Genomic DNA, 17,825 nt, shown 5'->3' with positions numbered 1-17,825 from the left:
CAAAAAATGATCACAATTAAAAATCAAAACGAGATTGAAAAAATCACAAAATCATGTCAAATCTTGGCAGAAGTTAAACAAGTTGTTTGAGACTTTGTAAGTCCAGGGGTTTCTTTAAAAGAGATTGATCAATTAGCTTTTAACGAAATTATTAAACGTGGAGCCAAACCTGCTTTCAAAGGTTTATATGGTTTCCCAGCGACAGCATGTATATCTGTCAACGAACAATTGATCCATGGGATACCTTCAGATTACATCGTAAAAGATGGAGACTTAGTAAAAGTTGATCTCGGATGTATTTGAGAAGGGTACAACAGTGATAGTGCATTCACTAAACCTGTTGGTAACGTCTCAGCAACTGACCTAAAATTAATTGAAGTTGCAAAAGGTTCTTTCAAAGCGGGACTTAATGCAATTAAAAAAGGCGCAAGAGTCGGAGATATCTCTTATGCTATTGGTCAGTATATTAAAAAACATAATTTATACACTCCGTCAGAATTTTGTGGACATGGAATCGGTAGAGCACTACATGAAGATCCAAATGTCCCAAATGATGGAAGAAAAGACACAGGACCATTATTAAAAGATGGGATGGTAATTTGTATTGAGCCTATGATTACACAATCTCCCGGTGTAAGAACACTAAGAGATGGTTGAACTGTCATTAGCGCTGATAAAAAGAATACAGCTCATTACGAACACACAATCTTAATCAAAAATAACAAAGGTATTGTGCTTACGAAAGGAATTTAATTGGCTAAAGATGCAATCAAATTCACCGCTGTTGTCAAAGAAGCATTCAGTATGGATGATTATTCAGTAGAATTAGAAAACGGCGCAATTATCAAAGCTCATATATCAGGTAGAATGAGAGTAAATCACATTAGAATCTTACCTGGTGATACTGTGGATGTAGAAGTAAGCCCATATGACTTAACACAAGGGCGTATTACATACAGACACAAATAGTTAAGGAGAAACTTATATGAAAGTTAGAGCAAGTGTTAAAAAAATGTGCAAAGACTGCAAAATTATTAAACGTAAAGGAATTATCCGTGTAATTTGTGTATTACCAAAACACAAACAAAGACAAGGATAATTTAAGTAGGAAAGGATATTAAATGGCTAGAATTTTAAACGTCGAAATTCCTAACAATAAACGTGTTGTTATTTCATTAACATACATTTTTGGTATTGGGAATTCACTCGCAAAAGAAATTTGTGCAAAAGCAAATGTTAGCGAAGATGCACGTGTTAAAGATTTATCAGAAGAAGAATTATCAAGAATTCGTGAAGCTGCTAAGGATTACACAACAGAAGGAGATCTTCGTAGAGAAGTTAGCTTAAACATTAAACGTTTAATGGAAATTAAATGCTACCGTGGAATGAGACACCGTAAAGGGTTACCAGTACGTGGACAATGTACTCAAAAGAATGCTCGTACACGTAAAGGTCCAAGAAAGACTGTAGCTGGAAAGAAAGGTAAATAATAATGGCACGTAAATCAAAGAAAAAGAACATTACTAATGGGGTTGTTCATATTCACTCAACAAACCAAAATACAATTGTTACTTTCGCTGATGAAAACGGTAATGTTATTGCTTGATCTTCAGCTGGAGCAATCGGATACAAAGGTACTAAGAAGAAAACTCCATATGCAGCTGGTTTAGCTGCTCAAGCTGCTGCAGAAGCTGCTAAAGAACACGGAATCAAATCAGTTAAAGTTGAATTAAAAGGTCTTGGAGCAGGTAAAGATGCTGCAAGAAAACAAATCGAAGTTTCTGGAATTACAGTTACAGAAATTAAAGATGTTACACCAGTTCCTCACAACGGAACACGTCCACCAAAACGTATTTTAAAACGTGAACGTGCAAGAAAATAATTCGTAATCGAAAGTAGGTACAAATGGAAAGAATGAAAAAATTGGTTTACCTAGAAAAACCACAAATTAAAGAAACTAGTGATTTCGTTACAGAATTTTCATTACAAGGACTTGAAAGAGGTTTTGCTAACACTTTAGGTGTTGCTTTAAGAAGAGTTCTTCTTTCAAGCATTACTGGATTAGCACCTTTCTGTGTAAGAATTGAAGGTGTTAACCATGAGTTCCAAGTAATTAAAGATGTAGTGGAAGATGTACCTAGTTTATTAATGAACCTAAGGGATGTTCGTTTTACATACAACCCTGAAATTGTTGGAGATGATGAAATCGTTAAAGTAACATTACAATCAGACGTAATGGGACCAGTTACATCAGCTTCAATGCAAGTTGTTTCACACCCAGGTGTAGAAATTGTTGACCGTAATGTTCACATTGCTGAAGTTATGTCAGATCGTGCTTTAAAACTTGAAATTTACTTACGTCCAGGACGTGGGTTTATGACATTCGATCAAAACAAATCATATTTACAAAAACGTAGAGCAGAATTAGACACAAACATTTCTGATAAAAAAGCAGAATTCATTGCTGTTGATTCTAAATTCTCACCAATCAAAAAAGTTAGTTATACAGTTACAGAGATGAACTCAGCTTCACCTAAAATTGAAGAAAAACTTGATCTTATTGTTACAACAGATGGAACAATTAAAGCTAAAGATGCAATTAAATCGGCATCAGAAATTTTAATTGGTTTATTTGAAGTTATTGGTGATGTAGATCGTATGAATGTAGATATTTTTGAAGTCGAAGAAGTTAAAGAAGAAGCAAAACAAGAAGATGATATTGATATTTCACAATTAAATCTTTCAGTTCGTTCAGCTAACGCACTTAAGAGAATTAAGAAAACAAAATTATCTGAAATAGCAAGCTTAAGCATGCAACAACTTGAACAAACTAAAAATTTAGGTAAAAAATCAATTCAAGAAATTGTAGATAAACTTAAAGAATATGGTTATGAATTAAAAGAAGGAGATGAATAAAATGGCAAATCCAACACAAATTTATTCACGTGATACTAAATGAAGAAATGGTGTAATGCGTTCACTTGTTAGTGAATTATATGTAAACGGAAGAATCGTAACAACTTTAACAAGAGCAAAAGAAGTAAGAAGACACGCTGAAAGAATGATTCAAAAAGCTAAAAACCCTACTTTAGCTAACAGACGTGCAGTTGCAAGCTTTGTACGTCCAATCAAAACAAAAGATGGACAAGAAGTTTTATCATACTTATTTAGTGATATTGCACCAAAATACAAAGACAGAAACGGTGGATACACAAGAATTATCAAGTTACCTCGTAGACAAGGTGACGCAACACGTATGGCAGTTATTGAATTAGTATAATTCAAACTCACATACTTAAATACTCACATCAATAATTTGTGAGTATTTTTTATTAACTTTTTTCAAACAAGAAAAACTTATTGTATTAACCACCAAAACAACCACACCATAGATGAAATAGTTCAAAAATCAATGCATTAAAGTCTAACAAAAAGTGATAAAATAAGAATATAAAAAACAAACTAGGAGTTTTTATGAAAATTACTGAAAAAAGAACAAAATTAGTTGCTACTATTGGTCCATCTAGTGATAACTACGAAACATTATTATCATTAGTTGAAAACGGTGTTACAACAATTAGAGCTAACTTTAGTCACGGTTCACATGAAGAACAATTAAATAAATTTAAATTAGGAAAAAGAGTTTCACAAGAACTTAAAGTACCAGTATCATTAATGCTTGATACAAAAGGTCCTGAAATTCGTATTGGAAAAATGAAAGATGGAGCTCAAGTAGTTACATCAGGTTCTGAAGTTTTAATCCACACAACAACAGAAAAATACACATCATTCGAAGGTACACCAACAGAAATTACTGTTGCTTACGATATGGCACAAGATTTATCAGTTGGTAACCAAGTATTAATCGACGACGGTAAATTATCAACAGTTGTTACAGAAGTTGGTGAAGGATACGTTAAAGTAAGAGCAGAAAACACACACAAATTAAAAACAAACAAACGTGTTAACTTACCAGGTGTTGACTTCTCACTTCCATTCTTAGCAGAAAAAGACATTAACGACGTTATTTTCGGAATTAAATCAGGAATTAACTATGTTGCTGCATCATTCGTTAACTCAGCAAGAAACGTTAAAGAACTTAGAAAATTACTTGATGACAACGGCGGATCACACGTACAAATTATTTCAAAAATTGAATCACACCTTGGTTGTGTAAATATTGATGAAATCATCGAAGCATCAGATGGAATCATGGTTGCTCGTGGGGACTTAGGATTAGAAATCCCTTACTACGACGTTCCATACTATGAAAAAATTATGATCAGAAAATGTCGTGAAGCTGGTAAACCAGTTATCGTTGCTACACAAATGCTTGACTCAATGGAAAACACACCTCACCCAACACGTGCAGAAGTAACAGATGTTTACTACGCAGTAGAATTAGGTGCAGATTCAACAATGCTTTCAGGAGAATCAGCAAACGGATTATTCCCATTAGAAGCAGTTAAAACAATGTCAGCTATCTCAAGAAGAGCAGAAAAAGAATTCTACGCAAGAAACTACTACGATATTCAACTTGAAAAAGTTTGAGCAAATTCAGATCAAACAAACAAACGTTCAGAATTAGCGCACAAAATTGCTGAAAAAGCTAAAGATGGAAACTACAAATTTGTTGTTGTTCTTTCAAGAACAGGAGCATTACTTAAAGAAGTTGCTAAATTTAGACCTAACTCAACAATTATCGGTGTTGTAAATGATCCATTATTAATTAATGCATTTGGTGCTTACTCAAGTGTTTGAGCATCAGTTGACTCAGAAGCATTATTCCCATTAATCAAAAAAGATCACGAAAACGCAGTTTCAGCATTAGAACCTTACGGAATTCAAAAAGGTGACAAATACTTAGTTGTTGAAAACGACAACATGACTGAGCACGAAGTTAAATAATATTCTTACAAGAAGTGCCGTTAAGGCGCTTTTTTTTGTATCTAATTTTAAGCACTTTTTTCTATTTGTTATATAATTAACTAAATTAATTAAAGTATTTAATTAACACTTTTTTAAATTTAAAATTCATTAATAATAATCAATTTATTTAACAAGGAGAAACATATGGAAAATGTGAATATTTTTGCATTAGGTGGACAAGACGAGAACGGTAAGAATTGTTATGTTTTCGAACACAATAATGACATTTATGTAATTAACGCAGGGGTAAAAGTACCAATTGAATCTAACAATGGTGTAGATACATTAATACCTGACTTTTCTTACTTAGAAAAAAACAAAGATCGTATCAAAGGGATTTTTATCACAGATATTAAAAACGAATCATTCAGCGCCTTACCATGACTTTTAATGAGAATACCTAATCTCAAAGTTTATACATCAGCATTCAATAAAGTTATGATTCTTGAAAGAATTGCTAAATATGGTATTGATAATGAACACTATGAAGTAGTAGCATTGAAACACAAAACACAAATTGGCTCTGTTGATGTATTATCTTTTACACTTACAGGATCAATGCCTGGTAATGTTGGTTTTAATTTTCAAACCAATTCAGGTGATTATGTTTTCATGTTTAACTACATAGAAGGTGATTTAGGTATTTACGGTAAGACAAACTTTAAAACATTATTAAAATTTTTCAACAATCGTAAGGTCTCTGCTTTAGTTACTGATGCAGGTAAAAGTCATACATCAGGACGTGCATTAGATAAGTTTAACAACACAGAATTAATCCAAAAAGTTTTTGCATCAACAAGTGATGAAAATCGCATAATCGTAGGTGCATATGGCGAAGAAATGGTATCTATCCAACACGTTTTAAACTTAGCTAAAAAATACAACCGTCCAGTTGTTGCATATGGTAAAAATTATGCTGAATTACTTTATTTAGTACGTAAAATTTCACCAAACTTAGACTTACCTGAAATTATCGATCATAAACAAATTCAAAAGGCCCCAAATGCAGTTGTTTTAGTTACAGCTACAACAGAACGTTTATACTCACGTTTCCTTAGAATCACAGATAACAAGGATGTTTATTTAAAAATAAACAATAATGATTCAGTTATTTTAATGGCACCACCTGTTAATGGTTTAGAATCACAATATGCTTACATGATGGACGAAATAGCTAGAATCACACCTCATCTTTATGATGTCCAAGATAAGGATTATTTCTATGTGCGTCCAACACGTGAAGATTTATTCCAATTATGTAAAACTATTAATCCAGATATTTTTATTCCTACACAAGGCCTTTATCGTTATTTAGTAGATGCATCAAACTATATCGTTGAGGAATCAAACAAACAATTTACAACATCACCATTAGTTTTACAAAATGGTAAAATAGCACACTTTGTTGATGGTAAGATTTTTAGCCACAATGGTAAAATAAAAGAAGTTGGTAACACAATTATTGATGGATTTGGTGTTGGAGATATTTCGCAAGAAGTTATTGCAGAACGTGAAGCTTTAGGGCGTGAAGGTGTTATAGTTATTAATGCTGTTTACTCACCTAAAACAAAAAGAATTGTTGGTCAAATTCATATTGATTATTTAGGTGTTATTGACAAGCACGAGCAAGATGCAATAGATAATTTAATCAAAGAAACAATCATTGATATCTTAAAAACCAAAACATTCCCTAATATGCGTGAACTTAATGAGAGAATTCGTAAAACAGTTAGAAAAAGAATCTTTAAGTCTACAGACAAGGACCCAATGGTTACTTTAACTTTAACTTCAATTTAATTATGCTAAAACAAAAAGAACTATTAAAGAAACTAAATATTAAATTAGTTGAAAAACTTGAGACAACTGAGTTTAAAAACTATTATAAAAAAGCAAACAAAGTTATCTTGTTTGTTCTTTTTGCATTATGGATCCTAATTACAACTTTAACAATCTTATTCGCTTTTAATCACTTAAATTATGGTCTAAAAGTATTTTATGTCTATGCAGTTGATTCATGATTAGGTAACACAATTTTTATAATCTTACCTTTAACGTTATTAATCTTAATACTCAATGCTCTTGATTGAAAATATCATAATTATGCAATTAAATTTGTCAATCCAATCATTAAATACCATTGGTATACTTTTAAGAAAAAGCTAATTAAATTAGCATTATTATTGAGCGCGATGATAATCATTTGAGACTACTTAGTTTTGCAATGATTTTACAATCCTAATAATGAATTTAATATTTCTGAAATGAAAAATATCTTTGTCAATAGTTGATGAAAACAATTTAACCAAGAACAAAAAATCATGTATTATCATGTTGGTTTTATTTGAGATACAATATTGAATATCACACAATTAATTGCTGTATCATCAATTTTAAATATTGTTTTATCTTTATGTTTAATAGCCGCTTTTGTAGCTGTGATTTTGAAATCAAAATATGTTTGACTTAATAAAGTTTTAAACAAAGAATCGCTTAACGATTTAAGGATAACATTAATAAAACATAAGTCAGATATGTTACTCACAGACAACATAAAAAGCTTAATGAACTTTATATTTTTTATCTCACGTAAGATTCAAATTGACTACACTAAAACACCATACAAGAAAAATTTTAATAGTGTTAAAGCATTTGCAACAGATGAACACATTAAAGATTTTTATAACTATGAAACACAAAAACAACAGAAATCATTTTAAAATTAAAATATAGCAATAAAGGAGCAAAATATGATTGAAAAAATGACTTGAAAAGACGCTCAAAAAATTATTGAGCAAAACCCATCGAAGGAATTAATTTTTCTTAATTTCACAACAGAATGATGTGGGGATTGCAAGATGATGAAACCTATTATCGAAGGTATTTCAAATGAGTTTGCAGAAAATAGAAATATCCGTTTTATAAACGTTGATGCAGAGGAAGCAAAATTATTCAGAAACCCTGATACAAAATGAAAAGTATTAAGAGTACCAACGATGATTTTACTTCAAGGTGACGAGATAATTGAGAAGGGTTATGAGTATATTCCTAGCCAAGTTTTAAGCAGTTGAATTAACAAAAGAATGCAGTAAAAAATAGTGTCGATACACCGACAGCAGTTGTTAAAATAAATAGACGGAAAAAACCTTTCCGTTTTTCTTGTTTTACATTATAATATGTAAGCAACTATAGCAATGAATCATAAGGTTGCTAAAATGCCAATTAATGTTGTTGAGGACATTTTAGGTTTTTATGAGGAGCTATGTTCAAACAAAAAGAACAAAGGAGACAACAAATGAGCAAAATGACATTAAACGTCAAAGTTAAAGGTTTTGATCACAACCTTGTTGATAATGCTGCTAAGAAAATTGTAGTATTAGCTGAATCAACAGGTGCTGCTAAAGTTAGTGGACCAATTCCTTTACCTACAAAAAGAGACGAAATTACCATTTTAAGATCAGTTCACGTTAACAAAAAATCTCGTGAACAATTTGAAAGCAGAACACACCAAAGATTAGTTGTAATTACCGATCCTTCTGCTGAAACAACAGATAAATTACAAAGACTTGAAATGCCAGCTGGTGTAGACATTCAAGTTAAACAAAAATAAATTTAGTACCATTTTATTAAGGAGAACATATGAAAGGAATCTTAGGACGTAAAGTTGGTATGACTCAAATTTTTACTGAAACAGGACAAAGCATCCCAGTTACAGTAATAGAAGTACAACCAAATGTTGTGTCAAAAGTTTTAACTAATGACAAAAACGGTTACGAAGCTTTACAACTTGCAGTATTTGACAAGAAACAAAGCCGTTTCAACAAACCTGAAACAGGTCACTTTGCTAAAGCTAACACAACACCTAAGCGCTTCGTTAAAGAAGTTCGTGGAATGTCAGGTTACGAACTTGGAAGTGAAATTAAAGCTGACATTTTTACAGCCGGAGAACTTGTTGATGTAACAGGAACATCAAAAGGTAAAGGTTTTGCCGGAACAATTAAAAGACACAATCAACACATTGGGCCAAAATCTCACGGTGGAGGGGGAGGTTCTCAACCTGTTAGACAAACAGGGTCACTTGGGGACATCGCCGGAAACAGAGTTTTCAAAGGTATGACAATGCCTGGGCACCTTGGACATGTTAAAACAACAGTTCAAAACTTAGAAGTTATTAAAGTTGATATAGAAAATAACTTACTTTTAATCAAAGGGTCAATTCCTGGACCTAAAAAATCATTCGTTGTAGTTAAAGAAGCTGTTAAAGGGCTTCCAAACCACGAAGGTGTAAAACTTGTTGATATGCACGAAGTTATCTTAATGAACGAATTAATCGAAAAAGCTAAAAAATTCAACATCGAAGTAACAGTTGGAATGCATTCAAATGAACTTGCTGCTTTAATTAAAGAAGCTGAAGAAAAAGGAGACAAATAGTTATGGCTGAAACAAAGAAAACAACAGCTAAAAAAGCTGCTCCAAAATCTCAAAAAGTAACAGTAGCAAAAGAAAAGAATGTTAAAAAACCAGCATTCAAAGCTGAATTACCTGCAAAATTATTTGCAAGCGAAAAAATTTATGAACAAGCAATCTTCGACTCAATTCTTTCAGAAAGAGCATCAAGAAGACAAGGAACACACCAAGTTAAAAACCGTGCTGAAGTTTCAGGTAGCGGTAAAAAACCTTGAAGACAAAAAGGTACAGGACGTGCTAGAACTAGCTCACTTAGAACACCAGTGTTCGTAGGTGGTGGTAGAGCATTTGGTCCTCAATCAAACAAAAACTACTCACTTAAAGTTAACAGAAAAGTTAAACTTGCAGCATTCGTATCAGGTTTAACATTATTAGCTAGAGATAATGCAGTTATCGTTAACAACTTACCAGTTGACAAATATTCTACAAAAGAATTAGTAGCACAATTAACAGATTTAAATGTATACAACTTAAAACACATTTTAATCGTTACAGAAAGCGAAACAGTTTACAAATCAGCAAGCAACTTACAAAATGTTTTTGCAACTAGAGCAAACTCATTAACAGTTGAAAGTATTATTGGTGCTGATGTTATGATCATCTCAGAAGAATCATTAAAACTTCTAGAAGGGAAAGTTAAATAATGGAATTAACAAGAATTATTAAAGCTCCAGTTTTAACAGAAAAATCAGACATTGCTAGAGCAAAAGGAGTTTTCACTTTTAAAGTAGACTTCCACGCTAACAAACACCAAATCGCTGAAGCTGTTGAAGCAATCTTCCAAGTTAAAGTTGCTAAAGTTAACACAATTAAAGTTGATAAAAAACCTAAAAACGTAGGTCGCTTCCACGGATTTACAAACCGTTACAAAAAAGCAATGGTTACAATCGTTGATGGGGACAAACTTAACTTTATCCCAGGTGAGGCAGAAGAAGCTGCTGTTTTAGAAGAAACAAAAGCAAAGGCAGAAGAAGCTAAAGTAACAAAAGCTAAAAAAGCTGCTGAAGTTGAGAAAAAAGCTGCTGCAAAAATGGCTGCTAAAAAATCTACAGCTACAAAAACTGCTAAAACAACAACTAGAAAAACTACAACAAAACGTAAAGTTGGTGGAGAATAATCTCCGATGAACTTTAAGGTCAAATTAATCAAATCAAATTAATGAAAATAAATTAAATTAAATATAAATGCGGCATAGCTTGCTTAAAAGAAAGAACCGCAACTATTTTTAAGCAAAGGAGAAAAGACAATATGGCAATTAAACATTATAAGCCAACTACAAATGGTCGTAGAAACATGTCTTCTCTTGATTTTAGACAAAACTTATCAGGTCACGCTCCAGAAAAATCACTTTTAGTGAATTTAAAAAACCACGCTGGACGTAACAACCAAGGTAAGATTACAGTTAGACATCACGGAGGGCGTGTTAAAAGATTCTACAGACTTGTAGACTTTAAACGTAATAAAGATAACATCCCTGCGTTAGTAAAAACAATTGAATATGATCCAAACAGATCAGCAAACATTTGTTTATTAGCATACGCAGATGGAGAAAAAAGATACATCCTTGCTCCTAAAGGTATTAAATTAGGACAAACAGTTATTTCAGGACCGGAAGCAGATATCATTGTTGGTAACGCTTTACCACTTGCTAATATTCCTGAAGGTACATTCGTACACAATATTGAAATGCAACCTGGAGGTGGTGGTATCATTGCACGTAGTGCAGGGACATCAGCACAAATCTTAGGTAAAGATGAAAACGGAAAATACGTAGTGTTAAGATTAAAATCAGGTGAAACACGTCGTATCTTAGCTCGTTGTCGTGCAACAATTGGTGTTGTAGGTAACGAAGAACACTTACTTGTTAATGTTGGAAAAGCTGGAATTAACAGACACAAAGGTATTAGACCTACAGTACGTGGATCAGTTATGAACCCTGTAGACCACCCACATGGGGGAGGGGAAGGGAAACAACCAGTTGGTCGTAAAGCCCCTCTTACTCCATGAGGTAAGAAAGCTCTTGGAGTTAAGACAAGAAAAACTAAGAAATCTTCTAACAAATTAATCATCAGAAGAAGAAAGGATGCTAAATAATGGCACGTAGTCTTAAAAAAGGTCCATTCGCAGACGATCACTTACTTAAAAAAGTAGATGCTATCGTTGAAGGAAAAGCACCTAAAAAACCAATTAAAACTTGATCAAGACGTTCAACAATTTTCCCATCATTCGTGGGATTAACATTCGCTGTTCACAACGGTAAACAATTTATCGAAGTTTACGTAACAGATGATATGGTTGGACACAAATTAGGAGAATTTGCACCTACAAGAACTTACACAGGTCATGGTGCAGATAAAGGGAAGAAAAAATAATGGCAAATAGACAAGCAAAAGCACACGTAAAATTACAAAGAGTTAGTGTTTCAAAAGCTAAATTAGTTGCTAACTTATTCAGAGGTAAAGATGTAACAATCGCTTTAGGGATTTTACACAATACTTCTAAAAAATCTGCTCCTATTTTCATCAAGTTATTAAACTCTGCAGTTGCTAACGCTACAAACAACCACGGTATGGAAGCAACTAAATTATTTGTTAAAGAAGTATATGTAAATGAAGGTCCAACTCTTAAGAGATTCCAACCTAGAAGTCAAGGTCGTGCATACTCAATCTTAAAACGTACATCAAACTTATCAGTAGTATTAGAGGAGAGAAATTAATATGGGACAAAAAGTTAATCCTAATGGATTCCGTTACGGAGTTACAAAAGCACATAACACAACATGATTTGCTGATAAAGATAAATTTGGTACATATTTAGTTGAAGACCAAAAAATCTACAAATTTTTCGATAAGTTAGTACGTCAATACCAAATTGGAAAAGTTGAAGTAAAACGTAACAGAGAAAACAAAGTTACAGTTTTAGTTCACACAGCTAAACCAGCAGCCATCTTAGGTCAAGAAGGTAAAAACATTCAAGAATTAACAGTAAAATTACAAAAATTCATCAAAAACAGCAACATAAACTTAAACATTCAAGTTTTAGAACTTAAAAAACCTGATTTAAATGCAAGATTACTTGCAGAAATGATTGCAACAAAATTAGAGAACCGTGAAAGCTTCCGTTCAGCACAAAAAATCGCTATTAGAAGCGCAATGCGTGCTGGGGCTACAGGAATTAAAACAGCAGTTTCTGGACGTCTTAACGGAGTTGACATGGCTCGTACAGAAGGTTACTCAGAAGGTGAAATGAAACTTCATACACTTAGACAAAATGTTGATTACGCTACAGCTACAGCTAGAACAACTTACGGAGCTATCGGAGTTAAAGTTTGAGTATCATTAGGTGAAATTTTGGAAGGAGAAAATAAATAATGCTTCAACCAAAAAGAACTAAATATAGAAAACCATTCCTTGTAAGACACGACAAACGTAAAGCTACAAAAGGTAATACAGTAGCATTTGGTGAGTTTGGACTTCAAGCTACAACATCAGCTTGAATTACATCACGTCAAATTGAATCAGCTCGTATTGCTGCTACACGTAGAATGGGTCGTGAAGGGGACGTTATTATCCGTATTTTCCCTCACCATTCAAAAACTTCTAAACCAATTGGAGTTCGTATGGGATCAGGGAAAGGAACACCTGATGTATGATACGCAGCAGTTAAAGTAAACACAATGATGTTTGAAGTTGGAGGAGTTCCAGAAGACGTAGCACGTGATGCTTTACGTTTAGCTGGACACAAATTACCTGTTAAATGAAGAATCGTTAAAAGAGAAGGAGATAAATAATGCTTTATAAAGATTTAAAAAACAAATCAGTTGATGAATTATTACAATTAGTTGCTGATTTAAAAGCTGAATTATTTACTTTAAGATATAGAAATGTAACAGGTGATTTAAAAGAAACACATAAAATCGCAAGTATCAGAAAAGATATTGCTAAAGTTTTAACAGCTTTAAATGAAAAAGGAGCTAAATAATTATGGAAAGAAACACAAGAAAAACATTAGTAGGTACAGTTGTTTCTGCTGGTAAAACAGCAAAAACTATCATCGTTGCTGTAGATACATACAAAAAACACCCATTATACTCAAAACGTTACAAATCAACAAAAAGATTTGCCGTTCATGATGAAAACGAAGTTGCAAAATTAAATGACTTTGTTGTTATTATGGAAACAAGACCACTTTCAAAAACAAAACGTTTCAGACTTGTTTCAGTAAAACAAGCTGCAAGAGAAGGACAAAACTAATATGTTACACGAATTATCACGTGCAACCGTTGCAGATAACTCAGGTGCTAAAGAAATCGGTGTTATCCGTATTTTAGGTGGTTCAAAGAAAAAAGTGGCAAATATCGGTGATATCATTGTATGTTCAGTTAAAAAAGCTATTCCAAACGGAATGGTAAAAGAAGGTCAAGTTGTTAAAGCGGTTGTTGTTAGATCATCATACGGTGTTCACCGTAACAATGGTTCATACATCCGTTTCGACGATAACGCAGTTGTTATTATTAAAGAAGATCTTACACCACGTGGAACACGTGTGTTCGGTCCAGTAGCACGTGAATTACGTGAAAAATTCCCTAAAATCGTTTCACTTGCACCGGAAGTACTTTAATCAAGGAGTTAGAAATTATGAACAAAATTAAATTCAAGAAAAACGACGAAGTTATTGTAATCGCAGGAAAAGAAAAGGGAAGAATCGGAACAATCGAAAGAGTGTTACGTAAAGAAAACAGAGTTATCGTTAAAGACCTTAACATTATTAAAAAACACAACAAGCCTACACAACAAAACCAAGATGGTTCAATTACAGAAAAAGAAGCTCCAATCCACGTATCAAACATCGCTTTCTTAGTTAAGAAAGCTTCAAAAGACAAAGCTGCTCAAAGATCAAAAATTGGATTCAAATTTGATGATAAAGGTAACAAAGTAAGAGTTGCTAGAAAGACTGAAAAGGAAATTTAATATGCTCAAAAACGTTTATTTAGAAAAAGCAGTACCTGCTTTAAAAGAAAAATACCAATACAAATCATCAATGGAAGTTCCAAGAATCGAAAAAGTTGTTTTAAACATGACAGCTGGTAAAGAAATCAACAACTCTAAAGCAATCGAAGAAGTTTTAAATGAGTTAACACTTATTTCATCTCAAAAACCTTTCCAAACAAAAGCTAAGAAATCAAACGCTTCATGAAAACTTCGTGAAGGAATGCCTATGGGGGGTAAAGTTACTCTTCGTAGAGAAAGAATGTGAGAATTCTTAGATAAATTAATCAATGTGGCAATGCCACGTATCCGTGATTTCCGTGGTGCAAATCCTAAAGCATTCGACGGAAGAGGAAACTACAACTTAGGAATTAAAGAAGAAATCATCTTCCCAGAAATCGAGTTCGATAAAATTCGTAGAATTAAAGGACTTGACGTTATTATTGTAACAACAGCTAAAACAAATGAAGAAGCAAGAACATTACTTGAATCTTTAGGTGTACCATTTGAAAAAAAAGGAGCTAAATAATGGCGAGAAAAGCATTAATCGAAAAAGCAAAACGTCAACCTAAGTTTTCTACACGTGCTTACACACGTTGTGAATTATGTGGACGTCCACATTCAGTTTTAAGAAAATACAAAGTATGCCGTATTTGTTTCAGAAACCTTGCACACGAAGGTAAAATTCCAGGTATTAAGAAAGCGAGTTGATAATTATGTTTATTACAGATCCAATTTCAGACTTAGTTGTTCGTATTAAGAACGCTAACATTAGAAAACATAAAACAGTTTCAATTCCTTATTCTGCTAAAAAAGAAGCAATTGTTAAGCTTATTTTAGAAGAAGGGTACATTGCATCTTACTCTGTAACAGGAGAAGGTGTCGAAAAAGCTATTGTTGTTACATTAAAATACAAAAAGAACAAATCAGCAATCGTTGACTTCAAGAGAGTTTCAAAACCAGGTCTTAGAGTTTACGTTAAAGCAGATGAAATTCCTACAGTTTTATCAGGATTTGGTACAGTTATTATTTCTACATCAAAAGGTCTTATGACAGGTTCAAACGCCAAGAAGGAAAATGTGGGTGGTGAAATCATCGCTTACATTTGATAGGTAGGTATATATGTCACGTGTTGGAAATCGTGTTATTACAATCCCTCAAGGTACAACAGTTACTTTAGAAGGAAACACAGCAACAGTTTCAGGAAAACATGGAACATTAACAAGAACCTTCAATCCTTTAATTACAATTACAGTAGAAAATGACCAAGTTACAACAACTCGTGCTAACGAAGAAAAGCACACAAAACAATTACACGGAACAACTAATGCACTTTTAGCAAACATGATCAAAGGTGTATCAGAAGGTTTCCGTATCGACCTTGAAATCAAAGGGGTTGGGTACAAAGCTGAATTAAGAGGTGAAACTCTTGTAGTTAACGCTGGATATAGCCACCCAGTATCAAAACAAGTTCCAGCAGAAGTTACAGTTACAGTTGCTAAACCAACAGAAGTTTCAGTTTTCGGAATCGACAAAGAAAAAGTTGGACATTTTGCAGCAGTCGTTCGTGCAATTAGAAAACCTAACGTTTACTCAGGTAAAGGTATTGCATACAAAGGTGAACAAATCAGACGTAAAGAAGGGAAAACGGCTTCTAAATAATAATTTAGATGCTATTAGGTGAAAAATATGAAAGCTAAATCAAGAAATCAAGCTAGAAAAATTAAACACACACGTCTTCGTCAAAACATTTTTGGTACAGCATCAAAACCACGTTTAAACGTTTTCAAATCACACCAAAACTTTTATGCACAATTAATCGACGACACAAAAGGTGTTACATTAGCTAGCGTTACAACACTTGTTAAAGGTGGAAAATACGCAGGTAACGTAGCAGCTGCAGCAGAATTAGGTAAAGTAATGGGACAAAAAATCAAAGCTCTTGGAGTTACAGAAGTAGTATTCGATCGTGGTGGATACATTTACCACGGACGTGTTAAAGCATTTGCAGAAGCAGTAAGAGCAGAAGGAGTTAAATTCTAATATGGAAAAACAACAAGAAAAAGTTACTGTAACAGGTACACAAGAAGTTACAGCTAAAAAAGCTGTTAGAACAGTTAGAAAACCTCACGATAAATCAGATAACAACAACCGTCCAAGACGTAATGGTGGTCCAAGAAGATCACGTAACCAAAAATTTGAATCTGAATACTCAGAAAAAGTTGTTGACATTGCACGTGTTACAAAAGTTGTTAAAGGTGGAAGAAGATTTAGTTTCTCAGCATTCGTTGTTGTAGGAAACAAAAAAGGTAGCGTTGGATTTGGACACGGTAAAGCAAACGAAGTTCCAGATGCAATTAAAAAAGCTATTAAAGACGCTCAAAACAACCTTGTTAACGTACCGCTTGTAAATGGAACAATCCCTCACGAAATCAAAGCTAAATTCCTTGCATCACGTGTATTATTAAAACCAGCTCCAAAAGGAAAAGGACTTATCGCTTCTGGTACAGTTCGTGCCGTTGTTGAATTAGCAGGTTACACCGACATTGTTACAAAAACATACGGATCACGTTCAAAAGCTAACGTTGTTAAAGCAACAGTTAAAGCTTTACAACAACTTAGAACAGTTGAAGAAATCGCTGACATCAGAGATAAACAAGTAAAGGACTTTGAATAATATGGCTATTAAATTACACACATTATCATACGCAGAAGGTTCAAGACCAGAAAAACACCGTAAAGGTCGTGGACACGCAGCAGGTAAAGGAAAACAAGCAGGTAAGGGACAATCAGGTCAAAACAAACGTAAAGGACACAGATTAGGATTCGAAGGGGGACAAACTCCTTGATTCCGTAGAATTGGTAAACGTGGATTTACAAATGTAAACCACATCGAATACCAAGTTGTTAACTTAAAAGATATCGAAGCTCGTTTCAATGCTGGAGACACAATTACTTTTGAAAACTTATTTGATTCAGGTCTTATTAAGAAAACTACACCAGTTAAACTTTTAGGAAACGGAACACTTACAAAAAATGTTACTATTTACGTACACAAAGCATCTGCAACAGCTAAAGCAGCAGTTGAAGCAGCTGGTGGACAAGTAGTAGAATTATAATAACTAATAACTTCAAAATAAAGACATGCATAATAAATGTCTTTATTTTTTTATGCCTTTATAAAGGGATATAGATCTTAATAACTACTTCAACAACGTAATAATTGAAGTAGTTTTTTTTAATTTCTCCATTCACATGATAAACCAAGCTTAATTTAACTAGTTAGAAGTTGATAAATATATCATTAAGTCGCTTTATAGAGACTAAAATCACAAAGATGTAGATTATCATTACTTACTTTGTTCAATGCCTATAAGCATGTGTTATTAGTGTTTCTTAACCTCTTAATGTTCCTAGTTATTCTTTTGTAATAAACTATTCATT

At 33.2% G+C, this 17,825-nt stretch carries 30 protein-coding genes and 1 pseudogene; all 31 read left to right on the top strand.

All coding sequences use genetic code 4. From position 1 onward, the window contains the following. Window positions 1–6: 6 nt before the first annotated feature. The 31 genes and pseudogenes from map (at window position 7) to rplO (ending at window position 17,500) form a co-directional block, all read left to right on the top strand. The gene (map, locus tag H9M94_RS02410; RefSeq protein ID WP_187469369.1) at window positions 7–753 is read left to right on the top strand and encodes a type I methionyl aminopeptidase; all 747 of its coding nucleotides are present in this window, start codon (window positions 7–9) and stop codon (window positions 751–753) included. Between the two features lie 15 nt (window positions 754–768). Then, window positions 769–969: a translation initiation factor IF-1 gene (infA, locus tag H9M94_RS02405; protein WP_370576696.1), complete on the top strand. Its 201-nt coding sequence runs from the start codon at window positions 769–771 to the stop codon at window positions 967–969. A 16-nt stretch (window positions 970–985) separates the two neighbouring features. Continuing rightward, a complete protein-coding gene (rpmJ, locus tag H9M94_RS02400; RefSeq protein WP_187469367.1) occupies window positions 986–1,099 on the top strand; it encodes a 50S ribosomal protein L36 in 114 nt (37 codons plus the stop codon). A 22-nt stretch (window positions 1,100–1,121) separates the two neighbouring features. Further along, the gene (gene rpsM / locus H9M94_RS02395; protein ID WP_187469366.1) at window positions 1,122–1,490 is read left to right on the top strand and encodes a 30S ribosomal protein S13; all 369 of its coding nucleotides are present in this window, start codon (window positions 1,122–1,124) and stop codon (window positions 1,488–1,490) included. Between the two features lie 2 nt (window positions 1,491–1,492). Next, a complete protein-coding gene (gene rpsK / locus H9M94_RS02390) occupies window positions 1,493–1,882 on the top strand; it encodes a 30S ribosomal protein S11 (protein ID WP_187469365.1) in 390 nt (129 codons plus the stop codon). 23 nt (window positions 1,883–1,905) lie between these two features. Beyond that, window positions 1,906–2,916 (top strand): DNA-directed RNA polymerase subunit alpha, encoded by a 1,011-nt coding sequence (locus H9M94_RS02385; protein WP_187469364.1) that lies wholly within the window; start codon window positions 1,906–1,908, stop codon window positions 2,914–2,916. A gap of 1 nt (window position 2,917) precedes the next feature. After that, window positions 2,918–3,280 carry a 50S ribosomal protein L17 gene (gene rplQ, locus H9M94_RS02380; RefSeq protein ID WP_187469363.1) on the top strand — a complete coding sequence of 121 codons (363 nt, stop codon included), beginning with the start codon at window positions 2,918–2,920 and terminating at the stop codon, window positions 3,278–3,280. Window positions 3,281–3,474: 194 nt separating this feature from the next. Continuing rightward, on the top strand, window positions 3,475–4,908 hold the full coding sequence (gene pyk / locus H9M94_RS02375; protein ID WP_187469362.1) for a pyruvate kinase: 1,434 nt from the start codon (window positions 3,475–3,477) through the stop codon (window positions 4,906–4,908). A gap of 165 nt (window positions 4,909–5,073) precedes the next feature. Next, window positions 5,074–6,726: a ribonuclease J gene (locus H9M94_RS02370; RefSeq protein ID WP_187469361.1), complete on the top strand. Its 1,653-nt coding sequence runs from the start codon at window positions 5,074–5,076 to the stop codon at window positions 6,724–6,726. 2 nt (window positions 6,727–6,728) lie between these two features. Continuing rightward, window positions 6,729–7,646 carry a hypothetical protein gene (locus H9M94_RS02365; protein WP_187469360.1) on the top strand — a complete coding sequence of 306 codons (918 nt, stop codon included), beginning with the start codon at window positions 6,729–6,731 and terminating at the stop codon, window positions 7,644–7,646. A 30-nt stretch (window positions 7,647–7,676) separates the two neighbouring features. After that, window positions 7,677–8,018: a thioredoxin family protein gene (locus H9M94_RS02360; RefSeq protein ID WP_187469359.1), complete on the top strand. Its 342-nt coding sequence runs from the start codon at window positions 7,677–7,679 to the stop codon at window positions 8,016–8,018. Window positions 8,019–8,221: 203 nt separating this feature from the next. Beyond that, complete coding sequence (gene rpsJ / locus H9M94_RS02355) at window positions 8,222–8,536, top strand: 30S ribosomal protein S10 (RefSeq protein WP_187469863.1); 315 nt, start codon at window positions 8,222–8,224, stop codon at window positions 8,534–8,536. 29 nt (window positions 8,537–8,565) lie between these two features. Further along, window positions 8,566–9,189 (top strand): annotated as a pseudogene (gene rplC, locus H9M94_RS02350) (50S ribosomal protein L3); the annotation flags it as partial. 170 nt (window positions 9,190–9,359) lie between these two features. Continuing rightward, the gene (gene rplD, locus H9M94_RS02345) at window positions 9,360–10,037 is read left to right on the top strand and encodes a 50S ribosomal protein L4 (protein ID WP_187469357.1); all 678 of its coding nucleotides are present in this window, start codon (window positions 9,360–9,362) and stop codon (window positions 10,035–10,037) included. Beyond that, a complete protein-coding gene (gene rplW, locus H9M94_RS02340) occupies window positions 10,037–10,510 on the top strand; it encodes a 50S ribosomal protein L23 (RefSeq protein WP_187469356.1) in 474 nt (157 codons plus the stop codon). Before rplD ends, rplW begins: the two co-directional genes overlap by 1 nt. Window positions 10,511–10,641: 131 nt before the next feature. Continuing rightward, window positions 10,642–11,487, top strand: a complete 846-nt coding sequence (rplB, locus tag H9M94_RS02335; protein ID WP_187469355.1) for a 50S ribosomal protein L2 — start codon at window positions 10,642–10,644, stop codon at window positions 11,485–11,487. Further along, a complete protein-coding gene (rpsS, locus tag H9M94_RS02330; protein ID WP_187469354.1) occupies window positions 11,487–11,765 on the top strand; it encodes a 30S ribosomal protein S19 in 279 nt (92 codons plus the stop codon). The genes rplB and rpsS overlap by 1 nt, the downstream gene beginning before the upstream one ends. Next, the gene (gene rplV / locus H9M94_RS02325) at window positions 11,765–12,109 is read left to right on the top strand and encodes a 50S ribosomal protein L22 (protein ID WP_187469353.1); all 345 of its coding nucleotides are present in this window, start codon (window positions 11,765–11,767) and stop codon (window positions 12,107–12,109) included. The genes rpsS and rplV overlap by 1 nt, the downstream gene beginning before the upstream one ends. A gap of 1 nt (window position 12,110) precedes the next feature. Further along, on the top strand, window positions 12,111–12,764 hold the full coding sequence (gene rpsC, locus H9M94_RS02320) for a 30S ribosomal protein S3 (RefSeq protein ID WP_187469352.1): 654 nt from the start codon (window positions 12,111–12,113) through the stop codon (window positions 12,762–12,764). After that, window positions 12,764–13,183 (top strand): 50S ribosomal protein L16, encoded by a 420-nt coding sequence (rplP, locus tag H9M94_RS02315; RefSeq protein WP_187469351.1) that lies wholly within the window; start codon window positions 12,764–12,766, stop codon window positions 13,181–13,183. Before rpsC ends, rplP begins: the two co-directional genes overlap by 1 nt. Beyond that, the gene (gene rpmC, locus H9M94_RS02310) at window positions 13,183–13,374 is read left to right on the top strand and encodes a 50S ribosomal protein L29 (protein ID WP_187469350.1); all 192 of its coding nucleotides are present in this window, start codon (window positions 13,183–13,185) and stop codon (window positions 13,372–13,374) included. Before rplP ends, rpmC begins: the two co-directional genes overlap by 1 nt. Next, window positions 13,374–13,646, top strand: a complete 273-nt coding sequence (gene rpsQ / locus H9M94_RS02305) for a 30S ribosomal protein S17 (RefSeq protein WP_370576695.1) — start codon at window positions 13,374–13,376, stop codon at window positions 13,644–13,646. The genes rpmC and rpsQ overlap by 1 nt, the downstream gene beginning before the upstream one ends. Window position 13,647: 1 nt before the next feature. Further along, entirely contained in the window at window positions 13,648–14,013 is a 366-nt protein-coding gene (gene rplN / locus H9M94_RS02300) for a 50S ribosomal protein L14 (protein WP_187469348.1), read from the top strand. Between the two features lie 17 nt (window positions 14,014–14,030). Beyond that, the gene (rplX, locus tag H9M94_RS02295) at window positions 14,031–14,363 is read left to right on the top strand and encodes a 50S ribosomal protein L24 (protein WP_222931575.1); all 333 of its coding nucleotides are present in this window, start codon (window positions 14,031–14,033) and stop codon (window positions 14,361–14,363) included. A gap of 1 nt (window position 14,364) precedes the next feature. Further along, window positions 14,365–14,910: a 50S ribosomal protein L5 gene (gene rplE / locus H9M94_RS02290; RefSeq protein WP_187469347.1), complete on the top strand. Its 546-nt coding sequence runs from the start codon at window positions 14,365–14,367 to the stop codon at window positions 14,908–14,910. Further along, complete coding sequence (locus tag H9M94_RS02285) at window positions 14,910–15,095, top strand: type Z 30S ribosomal protein S14 (RefSeq protein ID WP_187469346.1); 186 nt, start codon at window positions 14,910–14,912, stop codon at window positions 15,093–15,095. Before rplE ends, H9M94_RS02285 begins: the two co-directional genes overlap by 1 nt. Before the next feature lie 2 nt (window positions 15,096–15,097). Next, a complete protein-coding gene (gene rpsH / locus H9M94_RS02280) occupies window positions 15,098–15,493 on the top strand; it encodes a 30S ribosomal protein S8 (RefSeq protein WP_187469345.1) in 396 nt (131 codons plus the stop codon). A 10-nt stretch (window positions 15,494–15,503) separates the two neighbouring features. Continuing rightward, complete coding sequence (gene rplF / locus H9M94_RS02275) at window positions 15,504–16,043, top strand: 50S ribosomal protein L6 (RefSeq protein WP_187469344.1); 540 nt, start codon at window positions 15,504–15,506, stop codon at window positions 16,041–16,043. Between the two features lie 27 nt (window positions 16,044–16,070). Continuing rightward, the gene (rplR, locus tag H9M94_RS02270; protein WP_187469343.1) at window positions 16,071–16,424 is read left to right on the top strand and encodes a 50S ribosomal protein L18; all 354 of its coding nucleotides are present in this window, start codon (window positions 16,071–16,073) and stop codon (window positions 16,422–16,424) included. Window position 16,425: 1 nt separating this feature from the next. Continuing rightward, window positions 16,426–17,058, top strand: coding sequence for a 30S ribosomal protein S5 (rpsE, locus tag H9M94_RS02265; RefSeq protein ID WP_187469342.1), 633 nt, complete (start codon window positions 16,426–16,428; stop codon window positions 17,056–17,058). Window positions 17,059–17,065: 7 nt separating this feature from the next. Further along, entirely contained in the window at window positions 17,066–17,500 is a 435-nt protein-coding gene (gene rplO / locus H9M94_RS02260; RefSeq protein WP_187469861.1) for a 50S ribosomal protein L15, read from the top strand. Window positions 17,501–17,825: the final 325 nt, after the last annotated feature.

The organism is Mycoplasma sp. Pen4, from assembly GCF_014352955.1.
Taxonomy (GTDB): domain Bacteria; phylum Bacillota_I; class Bacilli_A; order Mycoplasmatales; family Metamycoplasmataceae; genus Mycoplasmopsis.
Note: the sequence above shows the minus strand (reverse complement) of the source record. Positions and strands in the feature narration are given on the sequence as shown.